This is a genomic window from Chitinophaga pollutisoli (assembly GCF_038396755.1).
In the GTDB taxonomy this organism is placed as follows: Bacteria; Bacteroidota; Bacteroidia; order Chitinophagales; family Chitinophagaceae; genus Chitinophaga; species Chitinophaga pollutisoli.
In genome coordinates this window covers 3,373,574-3,397,435 of the sequence record NZ_CP149822.1, presented here as the reverse complement: position 1 = coordinate 3,397,435, position 23,862 = coordinate 3,373,574, and the positions used below count along the sequence as shown (strand labels likewise).

The window sequence follows — 23,862 nt, the reverse complement described above, 5'->3', positions numbered from 1 at the left end:
CAGCGAATAGGAATTATGAATCATATCATGCGTGGCTGGATCGGCTTTTGGATCGCTGTGGCGGTGTACGGTATCTTTTTTACCAGTTGCGCCAACATCGTGCCGCCCGGGGGCGGTCCGCGGGACACCCTGGCGCCGAGGGTTCTTTCCATCTCCCCGCCCGACTCCACCCTCCATTTCAAGGCCCAGAAGGTGACTTTCCGGTTCGATGAGTACGTGGAGCTGGATAACGTTTTGGAGAAACTGATCGTTTCGCCCACGCTGAAGCGTACGCCCGTGATTTTGGCGAAGCTGCGCACCATCACCATGGAAATCAAGGATTCCCTGCAACCGAATACCACCTATACCTTCAATCTCGGCGACGCGGTGAAGGACGTGAACGAGCGCAACCCGATCGAAGATTTCCAATATGTAGTATCCACAGGCGATTACCTGGATTCCCTCACGCTGACGGGCACCATCCTCATCGCCGAAACCGGCAAACCGGACAGTAACGTGGCCGTGATGCTGTATTCGAATATCACGGAAGATTCCGTGGTGTCGAAGGAAAAACCGCTTTACCTGGCTAAAACCCGCGGCAACGGCAGTTACCGCTTCAAGAATCTGAAACCCGGCACTTACAAGATATTTGCGCTGAAAGAAGAAAACCGCGATTTTCAATACACCGAAGCGACTGAGTTGATCGCCTTCCGCGAAGAACCGCTGGACCTTACCGAAGCCATGACCGACATAAATATGTCGCTGTTCAAGGAGCCGGACTCGTTGCGGCCAAAATACGAAGAGCTGGACGTGCCGGAAGAGCCGCAGCCGCAGGAAGACAAAAAGAAAGACGACAAAAAGAAACCCAAACTGCTGGCCAGCGCCGAACTGAGTGGCGGCCGCCAGGAACTGGGCGACAGCCTGACGCTTTCCTTCAATTTCCCCCTCCGCAGCCTCGATTCTTCCGTGGTATTACTGTTGGAAGACACGACCCGCCGGTCCGTTACCTTCGGCATTTCCCCGGCGGACACGACCGCCAAGCGCTATAAACTCGCCTATGACTGGAAGCCCGGCAAGCCGTATGAGCTTATTCTGCCGGCGGGCTTCGCCACCGATACTACCGGCCTGCAAACCGCCAAGGCGGATACGGTCCGCTTCGAAGCCAAACAGCTCGACGACTACGGTACCGTTACGGTTGACGTGAGCATCGGCGACAGCGCCCGCCTCATCCTCCCCGAAAGCGACACCAGCTACCAGTTTGTGGTACAGCTCGTTAGCGGCGGAAAAGAGGTGAAGTATTCCGGTCCGGCTAAAAACGGGAAATGGCAACGCGGGCTCATCCAGCCCGGGGAGTACGAGATCCGGATTATCGTTGACCGGAACTTCAACGGCGTATGGGACACAGGGATATACTACCGCAACCCGAAAAAGCAGCCGGAGACGGTGTTTACGTTCAAAGATCCCATCAACGTCAAAAAGAACTGGACGGTTCCCACTAACGTCAAACTATAGCCATTATCCGTAATTTTGCTGTATGATCTTCTCTTCCGCATTGATAGAAAATGCCGTCAGCGAGTTTGCGCGGCTGCCGGGCGTGGGCAAGAAAACGGCTTTACGGCTGGTGCTGCACCTGCTGAAGCAGGATACGGCCCAGGTCGAACTGTTCGCGGAGGCCATCGCCAAAATGCGGCGGCAGATCAAATTTTGTAAAACCTGCCATAACGTTTCCGACGAAGATACGTGTACCATTTGCGCCAGCGGTTCGCGCAACCATAAAGTGGTGTGCGTGGTGGAATCGATCCGCGATGTGATCGCCATCGAAAATACCCAGCAGTTCAACGGGGTGTATCATGTGCTGGGGGGGATTATTTCTCCCATCGACGGGATCGGCCCCGACCAGCTGCAGATCCATTCGCTCGTGGAGCGGGTGCAGCAGCTGGGCGTGGAGGAGGTGATTATGGCACTGAGCCCCACTATCGAAGGAGATACGACCATTTATTACCTGTCCAAAAAGCTGAAGGATTACCCTGTGAAAGTGACCACCATCGCGCGGGGGATCGCTTTCGGCGGGGAACTGGAATATGCCGATGAAATGACGCTCGCCCGCTCGCTCACCAACCGCCTGCCGCTCGACAACTACCTCCAGCAAGGCAAATAGGGCTTGATTTTTGGGTGTTGCTCCGTATATTTATATACACGTCTCAGATTTAAACAATTCTCAAAACTGATTGAACATGCTTAAAATATTGCTGCTTTCCGCTTTTTTCCCGTTCCTTTTCGGTAATGTGTACGATTTCAAGGTAGACGCCATCGAAGGCGGGAAGATCGACTTCTCGAAATATAAGGGGAAGAAGATATTGATCGTCAATACCGCATCGCAGTGCGGCAACACCCCGCAGTACGCGGAACTGGAAAAGCTGTATAAGAAATACCAGGGCAAACTGGTGATCGTAGGTTTCCCCGCCAATAACTTCGGCGGACAGGAGCCCGGTTCCAACGCCGACATCAAGGCTTTCTGCTCCAAGGAATACGCGGTGACATTCCCCATGGCCGCGAAAATCTCCGTGAAAGGGGCGGACATCCACCCGATTTATAAATGGCTGGGGGATGAAGCCAAAGCCAAACAGCTCGACGGCGGGGAAGTGACCTGGAACTTCCAGAAATTCCTGCTGAACGAGAAAGGCGAGCTCATCGCCGTTTTCAAACCGCGCACTGCGCCCAACGCGCCTGAAGTGATCGCCGCCATCGAAGGGAAATAGGCAATTATCCCTTACTTTTACGGCCATGTTTTTTGCGGATATCATCGGACAGGAAGCGACGCGCGCTCAGATTTTACATGCGGTAGAGCATAACCGGCTCAGCCACGCCATGATCATGCTGGCCCCCGAAGGCGCCGGCGGGTTGCCTATGGGACTGGCTTTCGCACAATATCTCACCTGTGAAGACCGCCAGGAGAATGATGCCTGCGGCAAATGCCAGGCTTGCGTCAAATCGAGCAAGTACATCCATCCCGATATTCATTTCTCGTACCCCGTTATCCCCCGCAAATCGGGTGACAAACCGGTGAGCACCGATTACATCGCCGAGTGGCGGGAGTTTATCGGCCAGCAGCCGTACGGGAACGCTTACGACTGGCTGCAGTTCATCGGCGCGGAAAACAAGCAGGGTAATATCACGGCCCACGAGTGCCAGGATATCATCCGGAAGCTGAACCTGAAAAGCTTCGAAAGCCAGTATAAAATCCTGCTCATGTGGATGCCGGAATACCTCGGGAACGAGGGCAACAGGTTGCTGAAGCTCATCGAGGAACCACCGCCCAATACGGTTTTTATCCTCGTAGCGGAAAACCAGGAGCAGATCCTGGCCACGATCCTTTCCCGGACGCAGCTCATTAAGATCAACCCGTTGTCGAAAGACGATATCGTAAAGGCCCTCGCGCAAAGGAACGCCGTTCCCGAAACGCGCGCCCGCCAGATCGCCACCATCGCGTCGGGCAACTACCGCGAAGCGCTGCACCTGCTCAACCATTCCGACAACGATTACCACGAACTGTTGCGTAACTGGCTGAATGCCATATTCATGAACAACAGGGCGGGGTTGCAGGAATGGGTGGATCATATCGCCAGCGCTAAAATGGGCCGTGAGAACCAGAAGCAGTTCCTCCGGTACTTTATCAACGTGCTGGAACACAGCCTCCGCGTTCAGTACATGGACCCCGCGCAACTGGCTTTCTCGCAGGAAGAGATCGATTTCGCCGAAAAACTGAAAAAGCTGGCCAACCTGGGACAGATGAGCCTGATCATGGAAGCGCTCGACAACGCATTTTACCATATTGAGCGGAATGCTAACGGAAAAATCCTGTTCCACGCACTCTCCATCAGGCTGCAGTACATCTTTAAGGGGCGGCCGCTGCCTGTTTAGCTGTCAACAAATTAACGTACCTTTGACCGGCTATTTCCCTATACAGCCCTTTTGATATTGAAAGTAAATGCGTACTTTTAGTCACCTGGGTCCCAGGGATCAACATTTTTTAAATTAATAAACAGAATAATATGGCTTGTGCCGGATGTGGTACGGGTGCAGAGGGGAAGCCGTCGGGATGCAAAAGCAATGGAGGCTGCAGCAGTGGCGGATGTAACCGCCTTAATGTCTTCGACTGGCTTTCCAATATTCCCTTGAGTGATAGTTTAGCACCATTCGATATTTTAGAAGTAAGTTTTAATAACGGTAGTCGCAAAGATTTTTTCAGGAATTCCACCAAACAGCAATTTGAAAAAGGCGAAATGGTGGCCGTGGAAGGAATCAGCGGTTTCGACGTTGGCATGGTCAACCTCACCGGCGAGCTGGTGAAGTTGCAGATGAAGAAAAGACGGGTGGAAGATACGCCCGAAGTGAAGAAAGTGCTACGCCGCGCATCGAACGACGACATGCACCGCATGTCGGAGAACAAAAACCGCGAACGCGACGCCCTCATTAAAGCCCGCGCCATCGCCCGTAACCTGGGTCTGGAAATGAAACTCGCAGAAGTGGAAATCCAGGCAGACGGCCGTAAGGCGACTTTCTTCTACACGGCGGATGACCGTGTCGACTTCCGTGAGCTGATCAAAGTTTACGCTTCGGAATTCCGGGTGAAGGTGGAAATGCGCCAGATCGGCGCCCGCCAGGAAGCCGGAAAAGTTGGCGGTATCGGCTCCTGCGGCCGCGAATTGTGCTGCTCCACCTGGCTGACCGATTTCAAATCGGTGAACACGACTGCCGCCCGTTACCAAAACCTCTCCATCAACCAGGCGAAGCTTTCCGGCCAGTGCGGCCGTCTGAAATGCTGCCTGAACTATGAACTGGATACCTATCTTGACGCCCTGAAGGATTTCCCCGACGACTGCGATGTGATCGAAACCTCTACCGGTAAAGCCTCGCTGCAGAAAAGGGATATCTTCAAGAACCTGATGTGGTACTCCTACGACAACAGCAATAAACAATACCCGCTCACCATCTCCCGCGTGAAGGAAATCCGTCAGCTTAACATGCAGGGCATCCGCCCCGATGAGCTGAAAGCGGTGGAAGTGGTGACCTCCAAACCGAATAAGGAAGCCGATCTCGGATTTGCCGACGTAGTTGGCCAGATCAGCCTCCGCTCCCTTGAAAAAGCATCCCAGAAGCGCAAGGCAAAAAACCGCGAAAAGCAGCAGAAGGACCAGCAGCAACAACGGGAGAAAGGCAAAGGTGGCGAACAACAAGCGCGCCCGGGCGGTCAGCAACAGCCCAGGCAAAGCGGACGCCCCGAGCAGAAAGGCCGTGAGCGTGGCGATCAAAAGCCCCGCGAACCCCGTCCCGACAACCGCGGCGGAGAACAAAAACCCAGGGAAAACCGCGGCGACCAAAAGCCGCGCGAGCCCCGTCCCGATAATCGTGGCGGCGAACAGAAACCACGCGAAAACCGTGGCGAGCCCCGTCCGCCCAGGGAACCCCGCGAACCCAGGCCGGACAACCGTGGCGGCGAACAGAAGCCACGCGAAAACCGCCCTCCCCGCGAGCCACGTCCGGATAACCGTGGCGGCGAACAAAAACCGCGCGAGAACCGTGGCGAGCCCCGCCCGCCCAGGGAACCCCGCGAACCGCGCCCGGATAACCGCGGCGGCGAGCAAAAACCACGCGAAAACCGTGGCGAGCCCCGTCCACCCCGCGAACCCCGCGCCGACCAAAAGCCCAGGGAACCGCGTGAGCCCCGCGAACCGCGCGATCCCAAACCGGAAAACAAACAATAATTTTCAAGTACTTTCGTAATATAGCAGAGACGCACAGTGGTGCGTCTCTCTTTTTATGGTATCATGATCGGCTTTCCGCCCCGATATAGCACCTACACTACCCTCTCCCACCGCAACACGGAGGAACGGCTCATCCTTTTCTGGCTCGCCGCCGAAAGCCTCGAATGGGAAGTAGGCACCGCCACACCCGACAGCCTCACCGCATTCACCCCCTTCAGCCTCCGCTCCTGGAACGAACAAGTCAGCATCGACTTCTCCGGCGACGAAATCGAGCTGTTCAGCGTATCCACCGGCGTGCAGATCCTGGATTTCGGGCGCAACCGCCAGAATATTATCCGCCTGCTGCGCGCCCTCCATACCATCGACGCGGCGATTTCCCCGGAAGAACTACAGTCTGCCACCGAAGATCGCCGCCAGTTTATCCGGCCGGAAGGGGAAACAGTCCACCTCACGAGGAGCCGCCGCGTGGTAAACGGATTCACGCAGGTTTTCAAACCCGTGAAAGGCTATTTCGTGACGCCTATTCTTATCGTCCTCAATGCGCTGGTGTTCCTCATCATGACCAACAAATGGCTGTTTCCCGCCAGCAGCGGCTGGACGCCCGCAGGCGACGCACTGGAAACAGTGGGAGCGAATTATAAGCCCCTCACCCTTTTCGGGGAACCCTGGCGGCTGATTACCTCGGGGTTCATGCATGCGAACCTGTTCCATTTATTCTTCAATATGTATGCGGTGATGATGTGCGGCATTTACCTGGAACCCCTGCTCGGAAGGGCCCGGTTCGCCATCGTGTACCTCTTCTGCGGTATCGGCGGCGCGTTGGCCAGTCTCTGGTGGTACGATATTACGCCGTCGCTGGGCGCTTCAGCGTCTGTTTTCGGGTTATTCGGGTTTATTCTCGCCCTGCTGTTCCATCAATTCATCGAGCCGCGCGAACGCAAAGCGCTGCTGGTCAGCATCGGGATTTACCTCGTCATGAACCTCACGTCCATCTTCTTTTCCACGAATTATGACCACGCCGCCCACTTCGGCGGCCTGTTCAGCGGATTGTTGTTGGGATTGCTCTGGCTCCCTTCCCTCCGCCCCAGTGCTACTCCACAACAAAAAACCGGGTCGATCGCACTGGGCCTGATCGTGAGCACCGGGATCTTCACCGCTGCCTTCTTCCTTGCGCCAAGGGATGTGAAGGCTTATCTCGCCAAACGCGACCAGATGGACCAGAATTACCTTTTGGCTTCCGGCGCCTACACTGCGCGCACCAACGAAGAACGCATGAAATGGCTCCAGAATTACGCCATTTACTACATGGACGAAAATCTCCGCATCATGGACCAGGTCGACAGCATGCGGCTGGCGCCCGATTCGAAGCGGCAGAACCGCATCCTCCGTAAAATCTATACCACACAGCGGCAGCTTTTCGACTGGAACTACAAAACGCTGGCCGAAGGGAAAAATCCCTACGATGAACAAATCATCCGCGCCCTGCACGAGCTGGATAAACTGCAGCGGCAGCTCGATGAATAGCCGCTACTTCTCTTCCTCGAAATACAATTTGTAATACTGCATCTGGCGCTCCTCGTCGTATCCGCGCTCGATCAGCTCGCGGTTGCCGTGTACATACACATGGAAATTACGGTCGAGTTTGAGGATGCTTTTGAAGAATTTCTGCCCCTTTTTGAATGCGGGATTGCTGATTTCAAACTCGTCGGGCACGTCGAGTTTGTATTCATTTTTGTAATGTTCGCGGTAGTCGCGGAAAGCGTCCACGGCATCGGGGTGGCCCAGCACTTCTTCAGCGAATTCGTCCATTTTGAATTCTTCCTTTTCCTTGAAGTAAGTGGCCGATTTTTTCAGCAATTCGATTTGGTCGATGCGCGACATTTCGAACTCTTCGGGCAGCTTTTTCTGGATGAATTGCTGGCAGAGGTCCACCATCGTTTCGGTTTGATGGTAGCTGTCTTCCCGGCGCTGCACCTGCAGGAAGGCGTCTTTCCAATACACGGCTTCGTTCTGTTTGCTGATGCTGTCCACGATGCTCACCTTGAATCCTTCTTCCTGTTCCACATTGAAGATCAGACAGCCTTTGTCGAGTTTGTTGATGTTGATACCGTCGTCGTAATTGAGCTGGTAGTTATCATCGTTGAGGAACACTTTCAGGTACGTGTCGCGGTTTTCGGATTTGAAGATGCCGATGGCTTCCACTTCCTCCCCGTCCACCTGGCATTTGCTGAAATGGGTGATGTATAATTCCCCGCCCTTGATTTTGGGGTGGGTGGAATGTTTATAGAGATGCTTGGCGATGTTGACGGACTGATCCTGGAAATTTTCCTTGTTTTCGAAGATGAGGCTGCAATATTTATAGACTTCATTAAGCTGGATATCCGCTTCGTGGGTGAAGCGGAAATATTCCGCCGCGTTGGCGAACGGCTGGATGAAATAGCTGAGGAGCAGGGTGCCGATGGTTTCGTCCTGCAGTTCGAGCGGTTGCTGGGAAAGCACAAGGGGCTCGTCGTTATTACCGTTGCCAACCTTGTGGATGGTGAGCAGTTCCAGGTCTTTGATATCCGATACATGAATCATACGGGCTGCAAATTAGGGGCATTTCCCATTTTACGGCAAAAAAATTAATTTACCGGAATGAAACGCCTTGCAACTGTCCTCCTGTCACTATTCACGATTCCCGTTTTCGCGCAGAACGTACCCTACATTGCCCACGACCTCACAAAGGAAAACATGTTTTCCACCAATATCGAGGGGCCGAATTTCGATAGCCGGGGCCGGCTTTTCGTGGTGAATTTCAAGCACGACGGCACCGTGGGCCTCATCAGTCCGCATACGGGCCGCGGCACCGTGTTCGTAGAGCTGCCAGACAGCAGCATCGCCAACAGCATCGTTTTCGACCGGAAAGGAAATATGTTGCTGGCCGACTTCGTGGGGCATAACATATTGAAAGTGAACATGAAAACCAGAAATATCAGCGTTTTCTGTCATTCCGATCAATTCAACCAGCCCAACGATTTCTGCATCAACGCCCAAGGTCAGCTTTTCGCATCCGATCCCAGCTGGAAGAACGGTACCGGCCAGATCTGGCGGATCGACCCCGACGGCACGCCAACCCTCCTCGACGGCAACATGGGTACCACCAACGGCATCTGCCTGAGCCCCGATGAAAAGATCCTGTACGTGAATGAAAGCGTACAGCGCAAAATCTGGAAATTCGATGTGGATGACTCCGGCAATATCTCCAACAAACGCCTCTTCGCCGAGTTCCCCGATTTCGGCTTCGACGGTATGAAAACCGACCGCGAAGGCAATCTGTACGTAACACGTTACGGCAAAGGGACCATCGCCATGCTTCGGCCCGACGGCGAAGTGTTCCGGGAGATTCCGTTAAAGGGAAATCCTGCAGCAATCTCGTATTCGGCGGGCACGACGGCCGGACGGTTTACGTTACGCTGCAGGATCGCAAATGCATGGAAGTTTTCCGTGCGGAGATTCCCGGTAAGGGTTTATAAATCTTTCGGCATGATGGCCATGGCGTCGGTGTCGCCATATTTGCCGATTTCGGCTTGCAGTTCGGCCATCATTTTATTCTTTATTTTCTCGTGTTTTTTGCTGTTGATGAGGTTCGTCATCTCGGAAGGGTCTTTTTTCAGGTCATACAGCTCCCAGCCGTTTACCCGCGTGTAGAACCGGATGAGTTTATAACGTTCGTTACGCACACCGAAGTGCGGAGAAACTGCGTGTTCCCCGTTTTCGTAGTAGTGGTAATACATGGTTTTGCGCGCTTTTTCCTTTCGGGCGAGTACCGGCAGGAAGGATTTGCCTTGTATGTCTTCCGGGGCTTTTACGCCGGCGGCGTCGAGTAAAGTGGGCGCGATGTCGAGGTTCATGACAAAATCATTGTTGGCCGAATTGGGCTTCACTTTGCCGGGGTAGCGCATGACCATGGGCGTCCGGAAGGATTCTTCGTACATGAAACGTTTGTCGAACCAGCCGTGCTCGCCGAGGTAGAAGCCCTGGTCGGACATATAGATCACGATGGTATTTTCGGAAAGGCCGTGCTGGTCGAGGTAATCGAGGGTACGGCCGATGTTGCGGTCGAGGGAGAGGGCGGTGCTCATGTAGTCGCGCATGTAGCGCTGGAACTTCCATTGGGCGAAGCCTTCGGCGGTAAACCGGACGGTTTTGAGGCCTTCTGCGATGGGGCCGTAGAAAGCGTCGAATTTGGCGCGCTGGGCGGGGTTCATGCGTTTGATGCTACCTTCGCGGTTAGCTTCGGCACTGTCGCCGAACATTTTCAGGTCATATCCCATCCGCATGGATTCGGAGATGCTCATTTCCTGGACTTTGGCGGCTTCTCGGCCGACGTATTTGTCGAAGAAGTTATCCGGCAGTTCGAAGTTCGTGTTTTCGAAGGCGCCCATGTCGGTTGTGTCGGGTATCCAGGTGCGGTGAGTGGCTTTGTGGCCGATGACGAGGCAGAAGGGCTGGGTGGTGTCACGGGCGTTGAGCCATTTTTCGGCTTCATCTTCGATGACGTTGGACACGTACCCGTCGAATTGTTTGCGGGAGCCGTCCATCATGAGGAAGTCGGGGTTATAATATGCGCCCTGGCCGGGGAGGATCTGCCAATAGGAAAACCCTTGTGGCCGGGTTTCCAGGTGCCATTTCCCGACCCATGCGGTATTGTAGCCGGCTTTGCCGAGTTCTTTGATAAAAGTGTTCTGGCTGCCGTCGAAGCGGGAGTGTTCATTATCCTTGAATCCGTTGCGGTGACTGTGTTTCCCGGTGAGGATCACGGCACGGCTGGGGCCGCAGATGGAATTCGTAACGTAGGCTCGGTTGAATTTCACGCCTTCCCGCGCGAGCCGGTCGATGTTGGGCGTTCGGGCGTTCTTGCCGCCATAGGCACCGATGGCCTGGTAGGCATGATCGTCGGAAATGATGAGCACAATATTGGGCTTGCGCTGGGCTTTCAGCGGAAGGGCGCTTGCCAGCAAGGCGCAGGCAACGGCGATGCGGATAATCTTTATCATACACCGCCAATTTAATACGGGATTTAGTTTATTCCAAGAATATGTCTGACATATCCTGACGCCTCTATCATCCCGCACAAAAAAAGCTGACCCAAAGGCCAGCTTTTCCGCTATTCAGATGTGAATTTATCAGGTATTCAGACCGCCGCAAACGCTCAGTGTTTGCCCGGTTACATAGGCGCTCATGTCGGAAGCGAGGAAGAGGCACACGTTGGCGATATCTTCCGGCGAACCGAATTTGCCCAGGGGAATTTTATCGAGGTAGTTTTTCGCGCCTTCACCATCTTTCAGGTAGTGCGTCATATCGGTTTCAACGAATCCCGGCGCCACGGAGTTCACGCGCACATTACGGCTGCCCAGCTCCTGCGCGATCGATTTCGAGAATCCGATTATACCTGCTTTGGATGCCGCGTAGCTGCTCTGGCCCGCATTACCTTTCATTCCGATGATGGAGCTCATGTTGATGATGCTGCCGCTTTTGGCTTTCATCATCGGGCGCACCACCAGTTTCGTCATATTGAAAACGCTTTTCAGGTTGACGTCCATCACATCGTCCCACTGTTCGGGGCTCATGCGGAGGATGAGGTTGTCTTTTGAAATCCCGGCGTTGTTCACACAAATATCAACAGTGCCAAACTCTTTCACCACATCATTCACCAACGCTTCGCACTCTTCGAATACGCCTGCATTGCTCTTATATGCTTTTGCCTTCACGCCCAGGGCCTGTAACCTGGCTTCGAGCGCTTTTGCTTTTTCGTCTGAGCTTACGTACGTAAAAGCAACATTTGCGCCATGTTCTGCAAATTTCAGGGCAATCGCTTCACCGATTCCGCGGCTGGCACCTGTAACGATGGCTACTTTGTTGTCGAGTAATTTCATTGTAACTGTGTAGTTTTAACTTTAGTCTGATGGGCGAAGGTATCTAAATTACGCCTTTCCCTATTGTTTTTCAATAAACCGGAGGATTTCTTCCAGCACGTTTCTTTCATTGTTCAGGCGGGGTACTTTATGCTGGCCGCCCAGCTTTCCCTTGCTTTTAAGCCATTCCGTAAACGTGCCCGGCTGCAGCGGGTGCAAGGTGGGGCGTCGCAGGGCCATATCTTTATGGCGCTTGGCTTCGTAATCGGAATTGATGGTTTTAAGGGAGCGGTCGAGCACGTCGATAAACGCGTCGATGCTGGAAGGCTGCTGCTCGAACTCTACGAGCCACTCGTGCCCGCCGGCTTCGCCTTCGCTGAAATAGATGGGCGCGGCGGTATAATCGTTCACCACGGCTCCTGTGGCCGCACAGGCTTCAGCGATGGCTTTATCGGAATTGTCGACGATCAGTTCTTCCCCGAAGGCATTGATGAAAGACTTCGTGCGCCCGCTCACCCGGATGCGATAGGGCGCAAGCGAAACAAACTGCACCGTATCGCCCAGCAGGTAGCGCCACAAGCCGCCGTTGGTACTGATGATCAGCGCGTAATTCTTGCCCAGCTCCACTTCGTGCAGCTGCAACGTCCGCGGGAACTCTTTCCCCAGCTCTTCCATCGGCATGAATTCATAGAAAATGCCATGCTGGAGGAACAGCAGCAACCCTTCTTCCCCGATCACGTCCTGCGCGGCGAAGAAGCCTTCGGAAGCGTTGTAGGATTCGAGGTAATTCATGTCGGGCTTGCGGATCAGCTTTTTGAACTGTTCGCGGTATGGCGTGAAGCTCACGCCGCCGTGCATGTACACCTCCAGGTTCGGCCACACGTCGGCCAGGTTGTCGGTACCGGTGAGCTCGAAGATGCGCTTGATGAGCACGATCGTCCAGGTGGGGACACCGGCGATGGAGGTCACATTTTCGTGGATCACGGCTTTGGCCATCCGCTCGATTTTTTCTTCCCACTCGTCCATCAGCGCGATGGAGAGGTCGGGCGTACGGAGGAGGTTGCCGTAAAACGGCATATTCTGGAGCATCACAGCGCTCAGGTCGCCGTAATAGCTGTCGGAATCGGGGGAGAGTTTGTTGACCTGGTGGCTTCCGCCGATGACGAGCGATTTGCCGGTAAGCACGTCGGCGTCGGGGAAGTTATTATAGTACAGGGAAAACACGTCGCGGCCGGCGCGGTAGTGGCATTCGTCGAGGCTTTCAACGGATACGGGGATGAACTTGCTTTTGTCGGCCGTGGTTCCGGAAGATTTCGCGAACCATTTGATAGGTGTGTTCCAGATAACGTTTTGCTCGCCTTCCATGACGCGCTGGATATAAGGCTTCATGGTTTCGTAAGTGTGCACGGGCACCCTTTGCTTGAATTCGTCGACCTTATATATTTTGGAGAATCCGAACTGCTTGCCGAACTCGGTGTACTGCGCGGCGCTCAGGAGGTTCTGGAAAACCTGCTGCTGCACCTGCAGGGGGTATTGCATAAAGTGCTCTATGCGCCCCATCCGTAGTCTGGCCAATTGCGACAGCGCTGGACTTAATATCTTCATACCGGTTTATAGCAGGGTTTTGTGATAGGTTATTCTACTTGTTTTGCGGCTTCGTCGAGGTAGTCTTTCCTTCGGAGCACGAAATTCTGGCCAAGATACACTTTTCTCACCTGTTCATCTTCCGCGAGTTCTTCGGCGGACCCGGCTTTGAGGATTTTGCCTTCAAAGAGCAGATAGGCGCGGTCGGTGATGGAAAGTGTCTCCTGTACGTTGTGGTCGGTAATCAGGATGCCGATATTGCGGTATTTGAGTTTAGCTACGATGCCCTGGATGTCTTCCACGGCGATGGGATCGATGCCGGCAAAGGGCTCGTCGAGCAAGATGAACTTGGGGTCCACCGCCAGGGCGCGCGCAATCTCGGTACGCCGGCGCTCTCCGCCGGAAAGTACGTCGCCCGGACTTTTCCTCACGTGTTGCAAACGGAATTCGCTGAGGAGGCTTTCGAGCTTGTCTTTTTGCTCCGCTTTGGTCAGCTTCGTCATTTCCAGCACGGCGGAGATATTGTCTTCCACGCTGAGTTTGCGGAATACGCTGGCTTCCTGGGGAAGGTAGCCAATACCCATCTGCGCCCGTTTGTACATGGGTAGTTTGGTAATATTAATGTCGTTGAGGAACACTTCTCCCTCATCCGGCTTGATCAGCCCCACTACCATGTAAAAAGTAGTGGTCTTACCCGCGCCGTTGGGGCCCAGCAGCCCTACGATCTCGCCCTGCGTCACCTCCACCGAAACGTGGTTCACCACCGTTCTGGTCCGGTAGCGCTTCACCAATTGCTGCGTATGTATCCTTAATGCCATAGTTAGAATCTCGGCAAAAATAATAAAATCGGCGAATGGACAACGGTTTTAGGCAATAGATGAAGTATTTTAACCATTTATTGGCTATTAGTTAATTATTGGGGGATATATTATTTTTGCGGGGCTTTTACAGAAAGCGCTATCTAACATGAAAGTCACCGAACATATCGCCCAGGCGAAAGATACCCTGATCTCTTTCGAAATCCTGCCGCCGCTCAAAGGGAAAAGCATTGATTCCATCTGGGAACATCTGGACCCGCTGATGGAGTTCAACCCGGCATATATCAATGTGACCTACCATCGCAGCGAGCATATGTTCAAGAAGCGGGCCGACGGTTCGTTCGACAAGGTGGAGATCCGCAAGCGCCCCGGCACCGTGGGCATCTGCGCCGCCATCATGAACCATTACAAGGTAGACGCCGTTCCCCACCTCATCTGCGGCGGCTTCTCCAAAGAAGAAACCGAAAACGCCCTCATCGACCTGAACTTTCTCGGGATCGACAATGTGCTGGTACTCCGCGGCGACGCGCCGAAGAACGAAACCTTCTTCGAAGCCCATCCCAACGGCCACCGCTACGCCACCGAGCTGCTCCAGCAGGTGGTGAACATGAACAACGGCATGTATCTGGAAGAAGACCTCCAGGGCGGCATCAAAACCAAATTCTGCATCGGCGTGGCCGGCTATCCCGAAAAGCATTTCGAAGCCCCCAACCTGCAGACCGACATGAATTACCTGAAGAAAAAAGTAGACGGAGGTGCCGATTACATCGTGACCCAGATGTTCTTCGACAATAAAAAATTCTTCGATTTCGTAGCCAAATGCCGCGAAAACGGGATCACCGTCCCCATCATCCCCGGCCTCAAACCCCTCACTTCCAAAAAGCAACTGACCGTTCTGCCGCGCATTTTCCATGTAGACATGCCCGACGAGTTCGCCAACGAGGTGCTCAAATGCAAAACCGACAAGGATGTGGAACTGGTAGGCACCGAATGGCTCATCCAGCAGTCGAAAGAGCTGAAGGCCGCCGGCATACCCGTGCTTCATTATTATACGCTGGGCAAACCCAAAGTGGTGCAGCAGGTGGTATCTTCCATCCTCTAAAAACGGAAAAACCATTGCGTGGATACGCAATGGCTGTGTTTCCCTATAACTGTCACACCTTTGTTTAGAAAACTTATTGGTGATGTATTGCTGGTATTATGACGCCTGCCATTCACCTTACCCCTACCCGGGGATAAAAAATAAAAAAGAGGGACCTCCGCGCGGAGATCCCTCTTTTTTGGCCTAAGCCCAAATGATGTATCAGTAATCTTCCCGGTTGAGCAGGAATCCCATGCTCAGGCCGAGGTACTGGTTACGGCTGCGCCCGTCGTTACCCCGGTCGATATCGGTAAGACCAATATTGCAATTGGCAGCGATCGTGAACGTGCTGAAGAATTCATACCCGATGGACAAATGCGCCCCGGCTTCCCAGGGTTGCATCCGGATCGTGGAGGCGTCGCCCCCGCTATCCGAAAACCGGACCTTCCGCACTTCGCGCGCTTCTTCCACACCGTTGCGCATCAACCTGTAATTATATTTTCCTTTCAGACCATATCCTACGTACGGTCCAACGCCACCCACGAGGTGGCCGCGGCCCACCGGCAATTTATACACCATGTTAACCGGTAATTCGAGGTAATCCAGTTCCATGCTGCTGCCCCAGGTTACCGTCAGACCGGGAATGTCCGGCTTCAGCCAGGGCTGGTCCCGGATGGTTGCGCCCTTGCGGATATAACGTAAATACGGCTGTAAATAGAACCTGCCGGCCACCGGAATGTTGAACATCAGGTCTGCATGCCAACCATATAACGGTTTCATGTAACCTGTTCCGATCGTTTCTCCGGCGCCTCCGCCGAATTCAATATTAGATGCGTTAAAACCTCCCCGTACTCCTATACTCACCTGTCCAAATACTCCCGGGGCCGCGTACAATAGCATACACACGAGTAAAGCTTTTTTCATAGTCAATGGTTTTTAGGGGCGACGAATCGTTCGGGCTGGCATAATCGAAATATATTGGAGGTCTATTCGGTTAGGGGTCCTAATTCGTCTCTCTCTGTCCTCTGTATTGAGGCGCGAAAATAAGGCAAAGAAGATTGAGTCACATTGTATAAACAGCTACAATAACCAATTGTTAACTTAAATCGGCATTTTTTGTGGGTCAACGGTATAAAACAGCTTATCAATTGATAATCAAAAGAAAGGGTCAGATGGGATATGCGTCCGCAACTGACCCTTTATTGTATATCCGGGGTGCGATGATACGGCCGTTAACGGCCAGCGAACTTATAACCCAGCGTTACACCGAAAGAAGTGTTGCGGCGGGAGTTGTCGCTGTTGCCATTTTGACTGATGTTCACGAGGCCAAGGTCGGCATAAAGCCCGAAGTTCAGGCCCTGCGGCAACTCGTAGCCAAACTGGAGATTGGCGCCGGCGTCGAAACGCTTGATGTCATTGTCCCAGTCGATATCGCGGCTGCCCGTGATGCCCCAGGCCTGCCCTTCGATCTTGCCACCCAGGCCCATGGCCAGGTATGGCCCTGCGCCGAGGTAAAGGTTACCCGCCCCAACTTCAGGTTTGAACATGAAGTTCACCGGAAGCTCCAGGTAGTGGATACGCATCTTTCCTTCAAGATTGCCGTTTGTTTCCTTGCCGCCTTTGCCTGAATATAACAGGCTCGGCTGGATAAAGAACTCGTCTGCCAGCGGAAGATCCACGGTAACACCTGCACGCAGGCCCGTTAATAAATCGCTGGTCTCCTTGTTGCCGTTAATTTTATACGTCTGGCTGGAGAATTGCGGTCCCGCCACCACCCCAAATTGTACCTGGGCGAATGTGGCGCCTGCCATCAACATGGCAGCAACGGACAAGAGAACTTTTTTCATGTTATGTTTTTGTTGTTTTAGGAAAATGTTGCGTTACGGATGAAAAGCATTAACTATAAACTGCTGTATGGCTCAAATTGTTTATTTGCTCCGGCCCAGCAGATAGCCTACTGAAAAGCTCCAGACACGGTTCTTGCCTTTATCGTCGGAACTGTTGTCGGTCCCTGAAAGGATTTTACCGAATCCAAGCCCATATTGGGCGGACACCAGGAAGTTTCCGAATTCTACACCCGCCAGCAGGTTGCCGCCGTAATCAAACCTTTTGTACTTGTCATAACCCTGATTAGGGTCGCCGTCGTTGAACGGGGTATCGTCGTCCCACTTGATATTGCTTTCGCCGGTGGTTTTCACGCCCGCCACGGTAGACTCATACTTGTTCTTGCCTCCCACGCCGAATGCCGCGTAAGGACCGGCGCCGAGGAAGATGCGGGTATCCGTACCTACAGGAATTTTACCCACAAAGTTGACGGGGATTTCTATGTAGCTGGGATTAGTGGTCGTTTTGAAGTAGGCCAGGCTGCCCTCTTCTCCCCTTTCGATCTTGGTACCTTTACCAGAATAAAAAACGCCGGGTTGCAAAGCGAGGATGGGAGAAAGCGGAATGTCCGCGATGGCGCCGATGTGGAAAGAATTATATGAGCGGCCTTTATCAACAGAGCCGCTGTTGGCGTCGGAAATGTTGGCCACGTTCCAACCGCCCTTTACACCTACTCTGACCTGGGCCATTGCAGCAACCGACATGCCGATCGCCACACAAGTTAACATCATCTTTTTCGTCATAACCTAAAGTTTTGGTGATGACTGGTGAATTCCAAAGAACGTGCCAAAGCATATCAAAGTCGTTTTAAAGACCTGATGCACAGGCTATTATACGCGGTCATTTTCGGTTAAGGCCCGATTCTTCCCGTTGCAGGAATTCATCTAATTGGGTTACGCCAAGGCGTTTGGCCAGGATTTTTTTCCGCTCATCGAGGAGGTACACAACGGGCGTTGCGTACACGTCGTAGGTTTTACGGTAGTTGGTGGTATAGCCCGGGTCCCAGGCATGGATCCAGCCTGACATGTTGTGGTCGCGGATGAACTTGATCCATTCTTCCTGCGTTCCGTCGGTGCGTACCCCCAGCATGGTGACCCCTTTGTTTTTCCAGCTGGCCTTCCAGGCGGAGTCGAGCTTCGGCACTTCGGTGATGCAATGGCCGCAGGTAGGGTCCCAGAAAACGACGACGGTATATTTGGATTTGATGCCGTACAGCGAAATATTGCGGGCGGCGGTATCTTTCAGTTCCAGGGGCGCGGCCTGCTGCCCGATCAGATTCGGGGCGATCGTATAAGCGCGGCTGATGATCTTTTCTTTATAATCCGGCGTGATCCAGAACGCCTCACCGGTCACGTAATATTTCTCCACCAGGTGCACAAACACCGCGTCCATTCCCATGACCGGCGACGTTTCGTAAGTATGCGTGAGCCACCAGAGCGTAAACTTGAATGATTCCTTGTCCTTCTTCGTTTTGGCGAGAATCTGGTCCGCTTCCACGATGATGGAATCCGGCAGCGGCGCTACCAGTTGCTTGAAATAGCGCTCGAGCCGCGCTTCGAGGATGGGCGTGCGCACCAGGCGGCCGTCGGCCAGGTTGAACTCGTCCCAGTAATGTGCTTTATAATATCTGTAGGGATAGGTGGAATCGGGTTTGCCGTCGGGCCCTATGGGGATGGGCTGTACTTTCGGTTCCTTCATGGCTTTGAAGAGGCTGGCGAGGAGGGATGTCGGGTTTCGCGTGATCACATCCGCCCGGTATTCGTTCAGTTTCTTGCCGAACGCTTCGGACAGGGGCCGGATAGCGGCGGAGTCCTGCGGGGTGCGGGCCGCGGCGGATTTCGCCTGGAGGTCGCGGGTATTGTCGCGGATAAAGGTGTTGTAGTCGCTGAAGAGCGTGTTATCAGGGCTCCCCGTGAAAGTGGCCCCCGACAGGTCTGCCGGATCCGCCTGTATGGCGAAACGCTGCTGCTTGTCCAGCAGCATCTCAAAATATTGCTGCTTGCCGGGCAGCACGATCAGGTAAATGCCGCCGGGAAGTGTTTCCGTGCCTTTCAGCACCGCGGTTCCCTGGGCGTTGATCTGCGCGGAATCCATCACATACGTGGTTTTACCCATGTAATGACCGAGGTAAAGCGTGCCGGACTGCATGTTCCGGAGCGTAACAGAGATCTGGTAACCCTGCGCGGATAGGGACGAAACGCTGCAAAGGCAGCCAAGCAGGAGAGATAGCAGTTTTTGCATAGGAACAATAAAAGTAAATAAAACCGTCCTACCTTTGCACCCGTGAGGAAAAAAATGTAGTACTTGAAAATGTACCCGTAACCGGCTATGCCGCGGAAGGCAAAGCGCTTGCGCGGGTCGACGGTAAGGTCGTATTCCTTGAAGGCGGCGTGGTACCCGGCGATGTGGTGGATGTCCGCCTGTCGAAGAATAAAAAAGACTGGGCCGAAGGCAAGGCCACGCACATCCGCAGCTATTCTCCGCAGCGGACGGAGCCTTTCTGCGAACATTTCGGCCTTTGCGGAGGTTGTAAATGGCAGATGCTGCCTTACGAACAACAAATGGCATACAAGCAACAGCAGGTAGAAGATCATCTCCGCCGGATCGGCCACCTCAGCTTCCCGCCCCTGGAACCCATTCTCGGCGCGGAGCATACCCGCCGTTACCGCAACAAACTGGAGTTTACTTTTTCCAACAAAGCCTACCTGACAGACGCGGAAATGCCGGCCAAAGGGGAAGAAATTCCCCGCCGCAACGCTCTCGGTTTCCACATCCCGCGCCTTTTCGACAAAGTGCTGGATATAAATACCTGCCACCTCATGGAGGAGCCGGCCAATCTCATCAAGAATACCATCCGGGCTTATGCCGAAAAGCATGACCTTTCTTATTACGATATCCGCCAGCAGCAGGGCTGGCTGCGCAACCTCGTGCTGCGCGTCTGCTCCACCGGTGAAGTAATGGCCAATCTCGTTGTCCATCACGAAGACGAAGCGCTGAAAGGCCTGCTGGACCATCTGCTGGAGCAGGTTCCTGCCATCACCACCCTGCTTTACACCATCAATCCGAAAAAGAACGACACGATCTTTGACCTGGAACCGAAAATCTGGTTTGGCAAGGGATATGTAGAGGAAAAACTGGAGGATTTCACGTTCAAAATCGGTCCCAAGTCCTTTTTCCAGACCAATACCTACCAGGGCGAGGCCTTATATAAAGTGACCCGTGAGTTTGCCGGGCTTACCGGTAAGGAAACGGTGTACGATTTGTATTGCGGAACGGGCAGCATCGGGATTTTTGTGTCGCGGCAGGCGAAGAAAGTGGTGGGCATCGAGCTGATTAAGGAAGCGATTGACGACGCGAAGGAAAACGCGGCTGCCAACGGCGTGGCCAATGCGGAATTTTTCGCGGGAGACGTGATCGACATTGCGGATGATGCGTTTTTCGCCGCCCACGGCGCGCCGGACGTCATCATTACCGACCCTCCGCGCGCGGGCATGCACGAAAAACTGACGGCCAAACTGCTGGAAGTGGCGGCGCCCCGGATCGTGTACGTGTCCTGCAACCCCGCCACACAGGCGCGCGACCTCGCATTGCTGAGCGAAAAATACACCATCGAAAGGGTGCGGCCGGTGGACATGTTCCCCCACACCCACCATATCGAGAACGTAGTGCTGCTGCAGCGTAAATATTAATCATTGCAGAAAGAAGCGTGGAAATGAGATTGACAATAATCATCAAGAACAAGTATCGGTCATGAGCGAGTTTAGACCCGGAAGATTCCAGGTATTACCCCTGGTCATCAAGTATTTGTTAATCATTAACGTTGTTGTCTGGCTGGCCCAGGTGGCATTGCAAAGCATGTACGGTTTCAGCCTGAGCGATTTTCTCGGGCTGCGGTACTGGGGTTCCGAGCACTTCCGGCCACACCAGTTCATCACCCACCTGTTCCTGCACGACGAGAGCAATTTCCTGCATGTTTTCTCGAACATGTTCGCCCTTTGGATGTTCGGCTCCACGCTCGAAAACCGCTGGGGACCGAAGCGTTTCCTCAATTTCTACCTGATCTGCGGCCTCGGCGCGGCTCTTTGCCACGAAGCCGTGCTCACGTATGAAAACATGCAGCTGACCAGCCTGGCCCAGCAGTTTTACGATCAACCCACGCTCGATAATTTCCGGGTGATCGTCAGCAAATACAACCTCGACCAGATGCAAAGCTATGTGGAAGCCTGGTCGCAACTGCCGCCGGATTCCGACCAAATGGTGTGGCAGGCCCGGCATTTCGTCTCCGTTTTTGTGGAACAATACAGAAATGTTCCCACGGTAGGCGCTTCCGGTGCGGTTTTTGGGGTGTTGCTCGCTTTCGGGTATTTATACCCCAACCAATATCTGTTCATCATCCCCATCCCCTTCCCGATCAAAGTAAAATATTTCATCGGCGGGTACATATTATGGGAATTGTATGTCGGATTCAAGAATCAGGCAGGCGACAACGTAGCGCATTTTGCGCATCTGGGCGGGGCGCTTTTCGCGTATATCCTGTTGAAAATATGGCGGGAAAGAAGCAGCCCGCGCAGTTATTGACCTTTTAAAATCGTATTTTTGCATACAAACACCAGCGCCATGGAAGTAGCAGAAAAAGAGCGGACCCCGGGACTGTCCCTGGGCGAAGAAAAAAACATGGTAACCCAGCTTCTGCTAGTGAACATTACCGTTTTCATTCTCCTGTACTTCATCAAGATCATTTATCTCATGGAAGAGTACGGCGAGCCCGCCTTCGTGCGCGACATCCTGTCCAACACGATCGTTTCGGCCACGCCTTCCACCCTGTTATCCAAACCGTGGACCTTGCTCACCGCGATGTTCGCGCACATGGATTTCTGGGATATTTTCAGCAATATGGTCTGGCTGTTCGTGTTCGGCACCATTCTCCAGCAGCGCGCGGGTTACAAGCAGATCCCCGTCGTATATGTGCTTGGCAGCTTCGCCGGTTACGCCACTTATATGGCCGCGGTAAACCTGTTGCCGGGGGTATTTCCGGCGGTGACGGCGGGCACCGGGATCATGGGCGCGCACGCCGGCGTGATGGCCATGGCGGCGGGCGTTACATTCCTTTCGCCGGGGCTCCGGGTGTTTCCGCAGCTATGGCGCGGCGGGGTACCAGTGTGGATATTCTTCGGTATTTTCCTCCTATTGCACCTGGCGTCCGTTTCTGTGGGCGACGGCAGCATCAGCCACCTCGCTTTCATGACTGGAGGGGCCATCGCAGGCGCTTTGCTGGCGATCGCGTTTAAAAACGGCAGCCGCTTCGGCGATAAAGCTTTTGATGTATTCTATCACATCACCCATTTCTTCGATCCAAAAAAGTTGAGCGGCAAAGCTAGCACGGAAGCCGCCACCTTCCCCGAGCCACCCTCCCGCAACCCCGTTCCCTTCGTAAAAGTGGGCCATGTGCCGGAGCATCGCGTCAACGAAATCCTCGACAAAATCAACGATCAGGGCATGGAAAGCCTCTCCCCGGAAGACCGTGAAATTCTCATCCGCGCCAGCCGCGAAGACGAATAACAGAGATTTTACGGAAAATCCACGACGGCTGATGTATCTTAGTATGGAAACAATCCCATACCCCGTTACCCGTCATGAAATCATTGCTGCTTCGCCTTCCCCGCATCGGAACTTTTATTTTGGCATTTTTGCTGGTCGCCTCCGCCTGGTTGCCCATGTTCAGACCCGTCGGCTTTCCTCCCATCGGCCTCGCCGGCACCATGTTCCCCGTTTTCTTCGTTATTTCCATCCTCATATTGGCCATCTGGCTGGTGATGAAACGGAAAGAATGGAGAATTCTCCTCGTGGCGGTGCTTATTTCGCTCCGTGGCGTGCTCCCGTACTTCGCCGTAGGCGGCCTCCGCGGCGAGGTGGAACCCGGAGATAAGTCATTCACTGTCATGACGTTCAACTCCAGCAGCATGGGGCTCGTCAATTACAAAAGCGATTCGCTCGTCGTAAATCGCATCTACGCCTCACTCGCCGAAGCTTCCCCTGACATCCTCTGCATCCAGGAATTTTACACCAATACCCGTCCCGACCTCAGTCATCACCTCGAAAAGATCGCCGAAAAAGGGAAATATCCTTACCACTACTTCGCGCCGCATTATATCAACTGGAAAACCTGGTTTTACGGCACTGTCGTTTTCTCCCGCTTTCCCATCATAGATACGGCCCGCATCGAATTCCACGGCGGATTCAGCCGGAAAGAGGACCTCGTGCGGGTGCACCTCCGCATCCATGAAGATACTACGACACTGCTGGTCGCACACTTCGCGTCGTACCAGCTCGACAGCGACCAATACAACATTGGCCGGGCGCTGCTTCCCTTCGGCGGGCGCGGGCAAACCAAACAACTTATCGCCCGGCAGGCGGATATCCTGAATAACGAAATCGACTATGCAAAACACCCCGTGATCGTGGCCGGCGATTTCAACGACGTGCCCCTGTCTTATACCTACCGCACCGTCCGCGGCAACCGCCTGCAAGACGCCTGGCTGCAACGCGGCTTCGGCATCGGCAGAACCTTCGCCGCCATCTCTCCCACCCTGCGCATCGATTATATCCTGCCCGACCAACGCTTCCAGGTGGAATCGGTGAAAGTTTACCCCGCGAAAGAATTGCAACATTTCCCCGTTATGACGCGTCTATCGCTTCGCCCGTAACTGCGTTTGTCACACAATAAAGAGTTTTCACATACGAAACCGACTGTTCCACAACCCGACTTTACAATTATTAACGTATTGTCAATTAATGACTTAAATTTATAGCAGCCAAACATTTGACCTGTTGAAATTTTTACGACTTTTTACAAA

Annotated in this window: 20 protein-coding genes and 1 pseudogene; 12 read left to right on the top strand and 9 right to left on the bottom strand. The window is 53.6% G+C overall.

The window, feature by feature from the left end:
* The first annotated feature begins 15 nt into the window (after nt 1-15).
* From WJU16_RS14180 to WJU16_RS14155, 6 genes are all read left to right on the top strand, one after another.
* The gene (locus WJU16_RS14180) at nt 16-1,491 is read left to right on the top strand and encodes an Ig-like domain-containing protein (protein WP_341834149.1); all 1,476 of its coding nucleotides are present in this window, start codon (nt 16-18) and stop codon (nt 1,489-1,491) included.
* Between the two features lie 22 nt (nt 1,492-1,513).
* Nucleotides 1,514-2,137, top strand: coding sequence for a recombination mediator RecR (gene recR, locus WJU16_RS14175; RefSeq protein ID WP_341834148.1), 624 nt, complete (start codon nt 1,514-1,516; stop codon nt 2,135-2,137).
* 76 nt (nt 2,138-2,213) lie between these two features.
* Complete coding sequence (locus WJU16_RS14170; RefSeq protein WP_341834147.1) at nt 2,214-2,738, top strand: glutathione peroxidase; 525 nt, start codon at nt 2,214-2,216, stop codon at nt 2,736-2,738.
* Nucleotides 2,739-2,763: 25 nt separating this feature from the next.
* The gene (locus WJU16_RS14165; RefSeq protein WP_341834146.1) at nt 2,764-3,900 is read left to right on the top strand and encodes a hypothetical protein; all 1,137 of its coding nucleotides are present in this window, start codon (nt 2,764-2,766) and stop codon (nt 3,898-3,900) included.
* A 371-nt stretch (nt 3,901-4,271) separates the two neighbouring features.
* Nucleotides 4,272-5,744: a regulatory iron-sulfur-containing complex subunit RicT gene (ricT, locus tag WJU16_RS14160; RefSeq protein ID WP_404980202.1), complete on the top strand. Its 1,473-nt coding sequence runs from the start codon at nt 4,272-4,274 to the stop codon at nt 5,742-5,744.
* A gap of 63 nt (nt 5,745-5,807) precedes the next feature.
* Complete coding sequence (locus WJU16_RS14155; protein ID WP_341834145.1) at nt 5,808-7,268, top strand: rhomboid family intramembrane serine protease; 1,461 nt, start codon at nt 5,808-5,810, stop codon at nt 7,266-7,268.
* Nucleotides 7,269-7,271: 3 nt separating this feature from the next.
* Here WJU16_RS14155 and WJU16_RS14150 read toward each other — a convergent pair whose 3' ends face one another.
* On the bottom strand, nt 7,272-8,324 hold the full coding sequence (locus tag WJU16_RS14150; protein WP_341834144.1) for a nucleoid-associated protein: 1,053 nt from the start codon (nt 8,322-8,324) through the stop codon (nt 7,272-7,274).
* A 57-nt stretch (nt 8,325-8,381) separates the two neighbouring features.
* Between WJU16_RS14150 and WJU16_RS14145 the strand changes: the two are divergent.
* Nucleotides 8,382-9,098: pseudogene (locus tag WJU16_RS14145) on the top strand (SMP-30/gluconolactonase/LRE family protein); the annotation flags it as partial.
* Nucleotides 9,099-9,253: 155 nt separating this feature from the next.
* Here WJU16_RS14145 and WJU16_RS14140 read toward each other — a convergent pair.
* From WJU16_RS14140 to lptB, 4 genes are all read right to left on the bottom strand, one after another.
* On the bottom strand, nt 9,254-10,783 hold the full coding sequence (locus tag WJU16_RS14140; RefSeq protein WP_341834143.1) for a sulfatase: 1,530 nt from the start codon (nt 10,781-10,783) through the stop codon (nt 9,254-9,256).
* A gap of 129 nt (nt 10,784-10,912) precedes the next feature.
* On the bottom strand, nt 10,913-11,662 hold the full coding sequence (gene fabG, locus WJU16_RS14135) for a 3-oxoacyl-[acyl-carrier-protein] reductase (protein WP_298707450.1): 750 nt from the start codon (nt 11,660-11,662) through the stop codon (nt 10,913-10,915).
* A 60-nt stretch (nt 11,663-11,722) separates the two neighbouring features.
* Entirely contained in the window at nt 11,723-13,246 is a 1,524-nt protein-coding gene (locus tag WJU16_RS14130) for a GH3 auxin-responsive promoter family protein (protein WP_341834142.1), read from the bottom strand.
* A 29-nt stretch (nt 13,247-13,275) separates the two neighbouring features.
* The gene (gene lptB / locus WJU16_RS14125) at nt 13,276-14,043 is read right to left on the bottom strand and encodes an LPS export ABC transporter ATP-binding protein (protein ID WP_341834141.1); all 768 of its coding nucleotides are present in this window, start codon (nt 14,041-14,043) and stop codon (nt 13,276-13,278) included.
* A gap of 148 nt (nt 14,044-14,191) precedes the next feature.
* On the opposite strand from lptB, the gene metF reads away from it, so the two are divergent.
* On the top strand, nt 14,192-15,145 hold the full coding sequence (gene metF, locus WJU16_RS14120; RefSeq protein ID WP_298707444.1) for a methylenetetrahydrofolate reductase [NAD(P)H]: 954 nt from the start codon (nt 14,192-14,194) through the stop codon (nt 15,143-15,145).
* Nucleotides 15,146-15,346: 201 nt separating this feature from the next.
* Here metF and WJU16_RS14115 read toward each other — a convergent pair whose 3' ends face one another.
* The 4 genes from WJU16_RS14115 to WJU16_RS14100 all read right to left on the bottom strand — a co-directional run bounded on the left by WJU16_RS14115 (nt 15,347) and on the right by WJU16_RS14100 (nt 19,249).
* Nucleotides 15,347-16,048, bottom strand: a complete 702-nt coding sequence (locus WJU16_RS14115; RefSeq protein ID WP_341834140.1) for a porin family protein — start codon at nt 16,046-16,048, stop codon at nt 15,347-15,349.
* Between the two features lie 308 nt (nt 16,049-16,356).
* On the bottom strand, nt 16,357-16,971 hold the full coding sequence (locus WJU16_RS14110) for a porin family protein (protein WP_341834139.1): 615 nt from the start codon (nt 16,969-16,971) through the stop codon (nt 16,357-16,359).
* Nucleotides 16,972-17,052: 81 nt separating this feature from the next.
* Nucleotides 17,053-17,751 (bottom strand): porin family protein, encoded by a 699-nt coding sequence (locus tag WJU16_RS14105; protein ID WP_341834138.1) that lies wholly within the window; start codon nt 17,749-17,751, stop codon nt 17,053-17,055.
* A 97-nt stretch (nt 17,752-17,848) separates the two neighbouring features.
* Nucleotides 17,849-19,249 (bottom strand): redoxin domain-containing protein, encoded by a 1,401-nt coding sequence (locus tag WJU16_RS14100; protein WP_341834137.1) that lies wholly within the window; start codon nt 19,247-19,249, stop codon nt 17,849-17,851.
* A gap of 17 nt (nt 19,250-19,266) precedes the next feature.
* Here WJU16_RS14100 and rlmD point away from each other — a divergent pair, with 17 nt between their 5' ends.
* The 4 genes from rlmD to WJU16_RS14080 all read left to right on the top strand — a co-directional run bounded on the left by rlmD (nt 19,267) and on the right by WJU16_RS14080 (nt 23,712).
* Nucleotides 19,267-20,697 carry a 23S rRNA (uracil(1939)-C(5))-methyltransferase RlmD gene (gene rlmD / locus WJU16_RS14095; protein WP_341838669.1) on the top strand — a complete coding sequence of 477 codons (1,431 nt, stop codon included), beginning with the start codon at nt 19,267-19,269 and terminating at the stop codon, nt 20,695-20,697.
* 61 nt (nt 20,698-20,758) lie between these two features.
* Nucleotides 20,759-21,586 (top strand): rhomboid family intramembrane serine protease, encoded by an 828-nt coding sequence (locus WJU16_RS14090; RefSeq protein ID WP_341834136.1) that lies wholly within the window; start codon nt 20,759-20,761, stop codon nt 21,584-21,586.
* A gap of 18 nt (nt 21,587-21,604) precedes the next feature.
* Entirely contained in the window at nt 21,605-22,567 is a 963-nt protein-coding gene (locus WJU16_RS14085; protein WP_341834135.1) for a rhomboid family intramembrane serine protease, read from the top strand.
* A gap of 74 nt (nt 22,568-22,641) precedes the next feature.
* Complete coding sequence (locus WJU16_RS14080; protein ID WP_341834134.1) at nt 22,642-23,712, top strand: endonuclease/exonuclease/phosphatase family protein; 1,071 nt, start codon at nt 22,642-22,644, stop codon at nt 23,710-23,712.
* Nucleotides 23,713-23,862 lie beyond the last annotated feature (150 nt).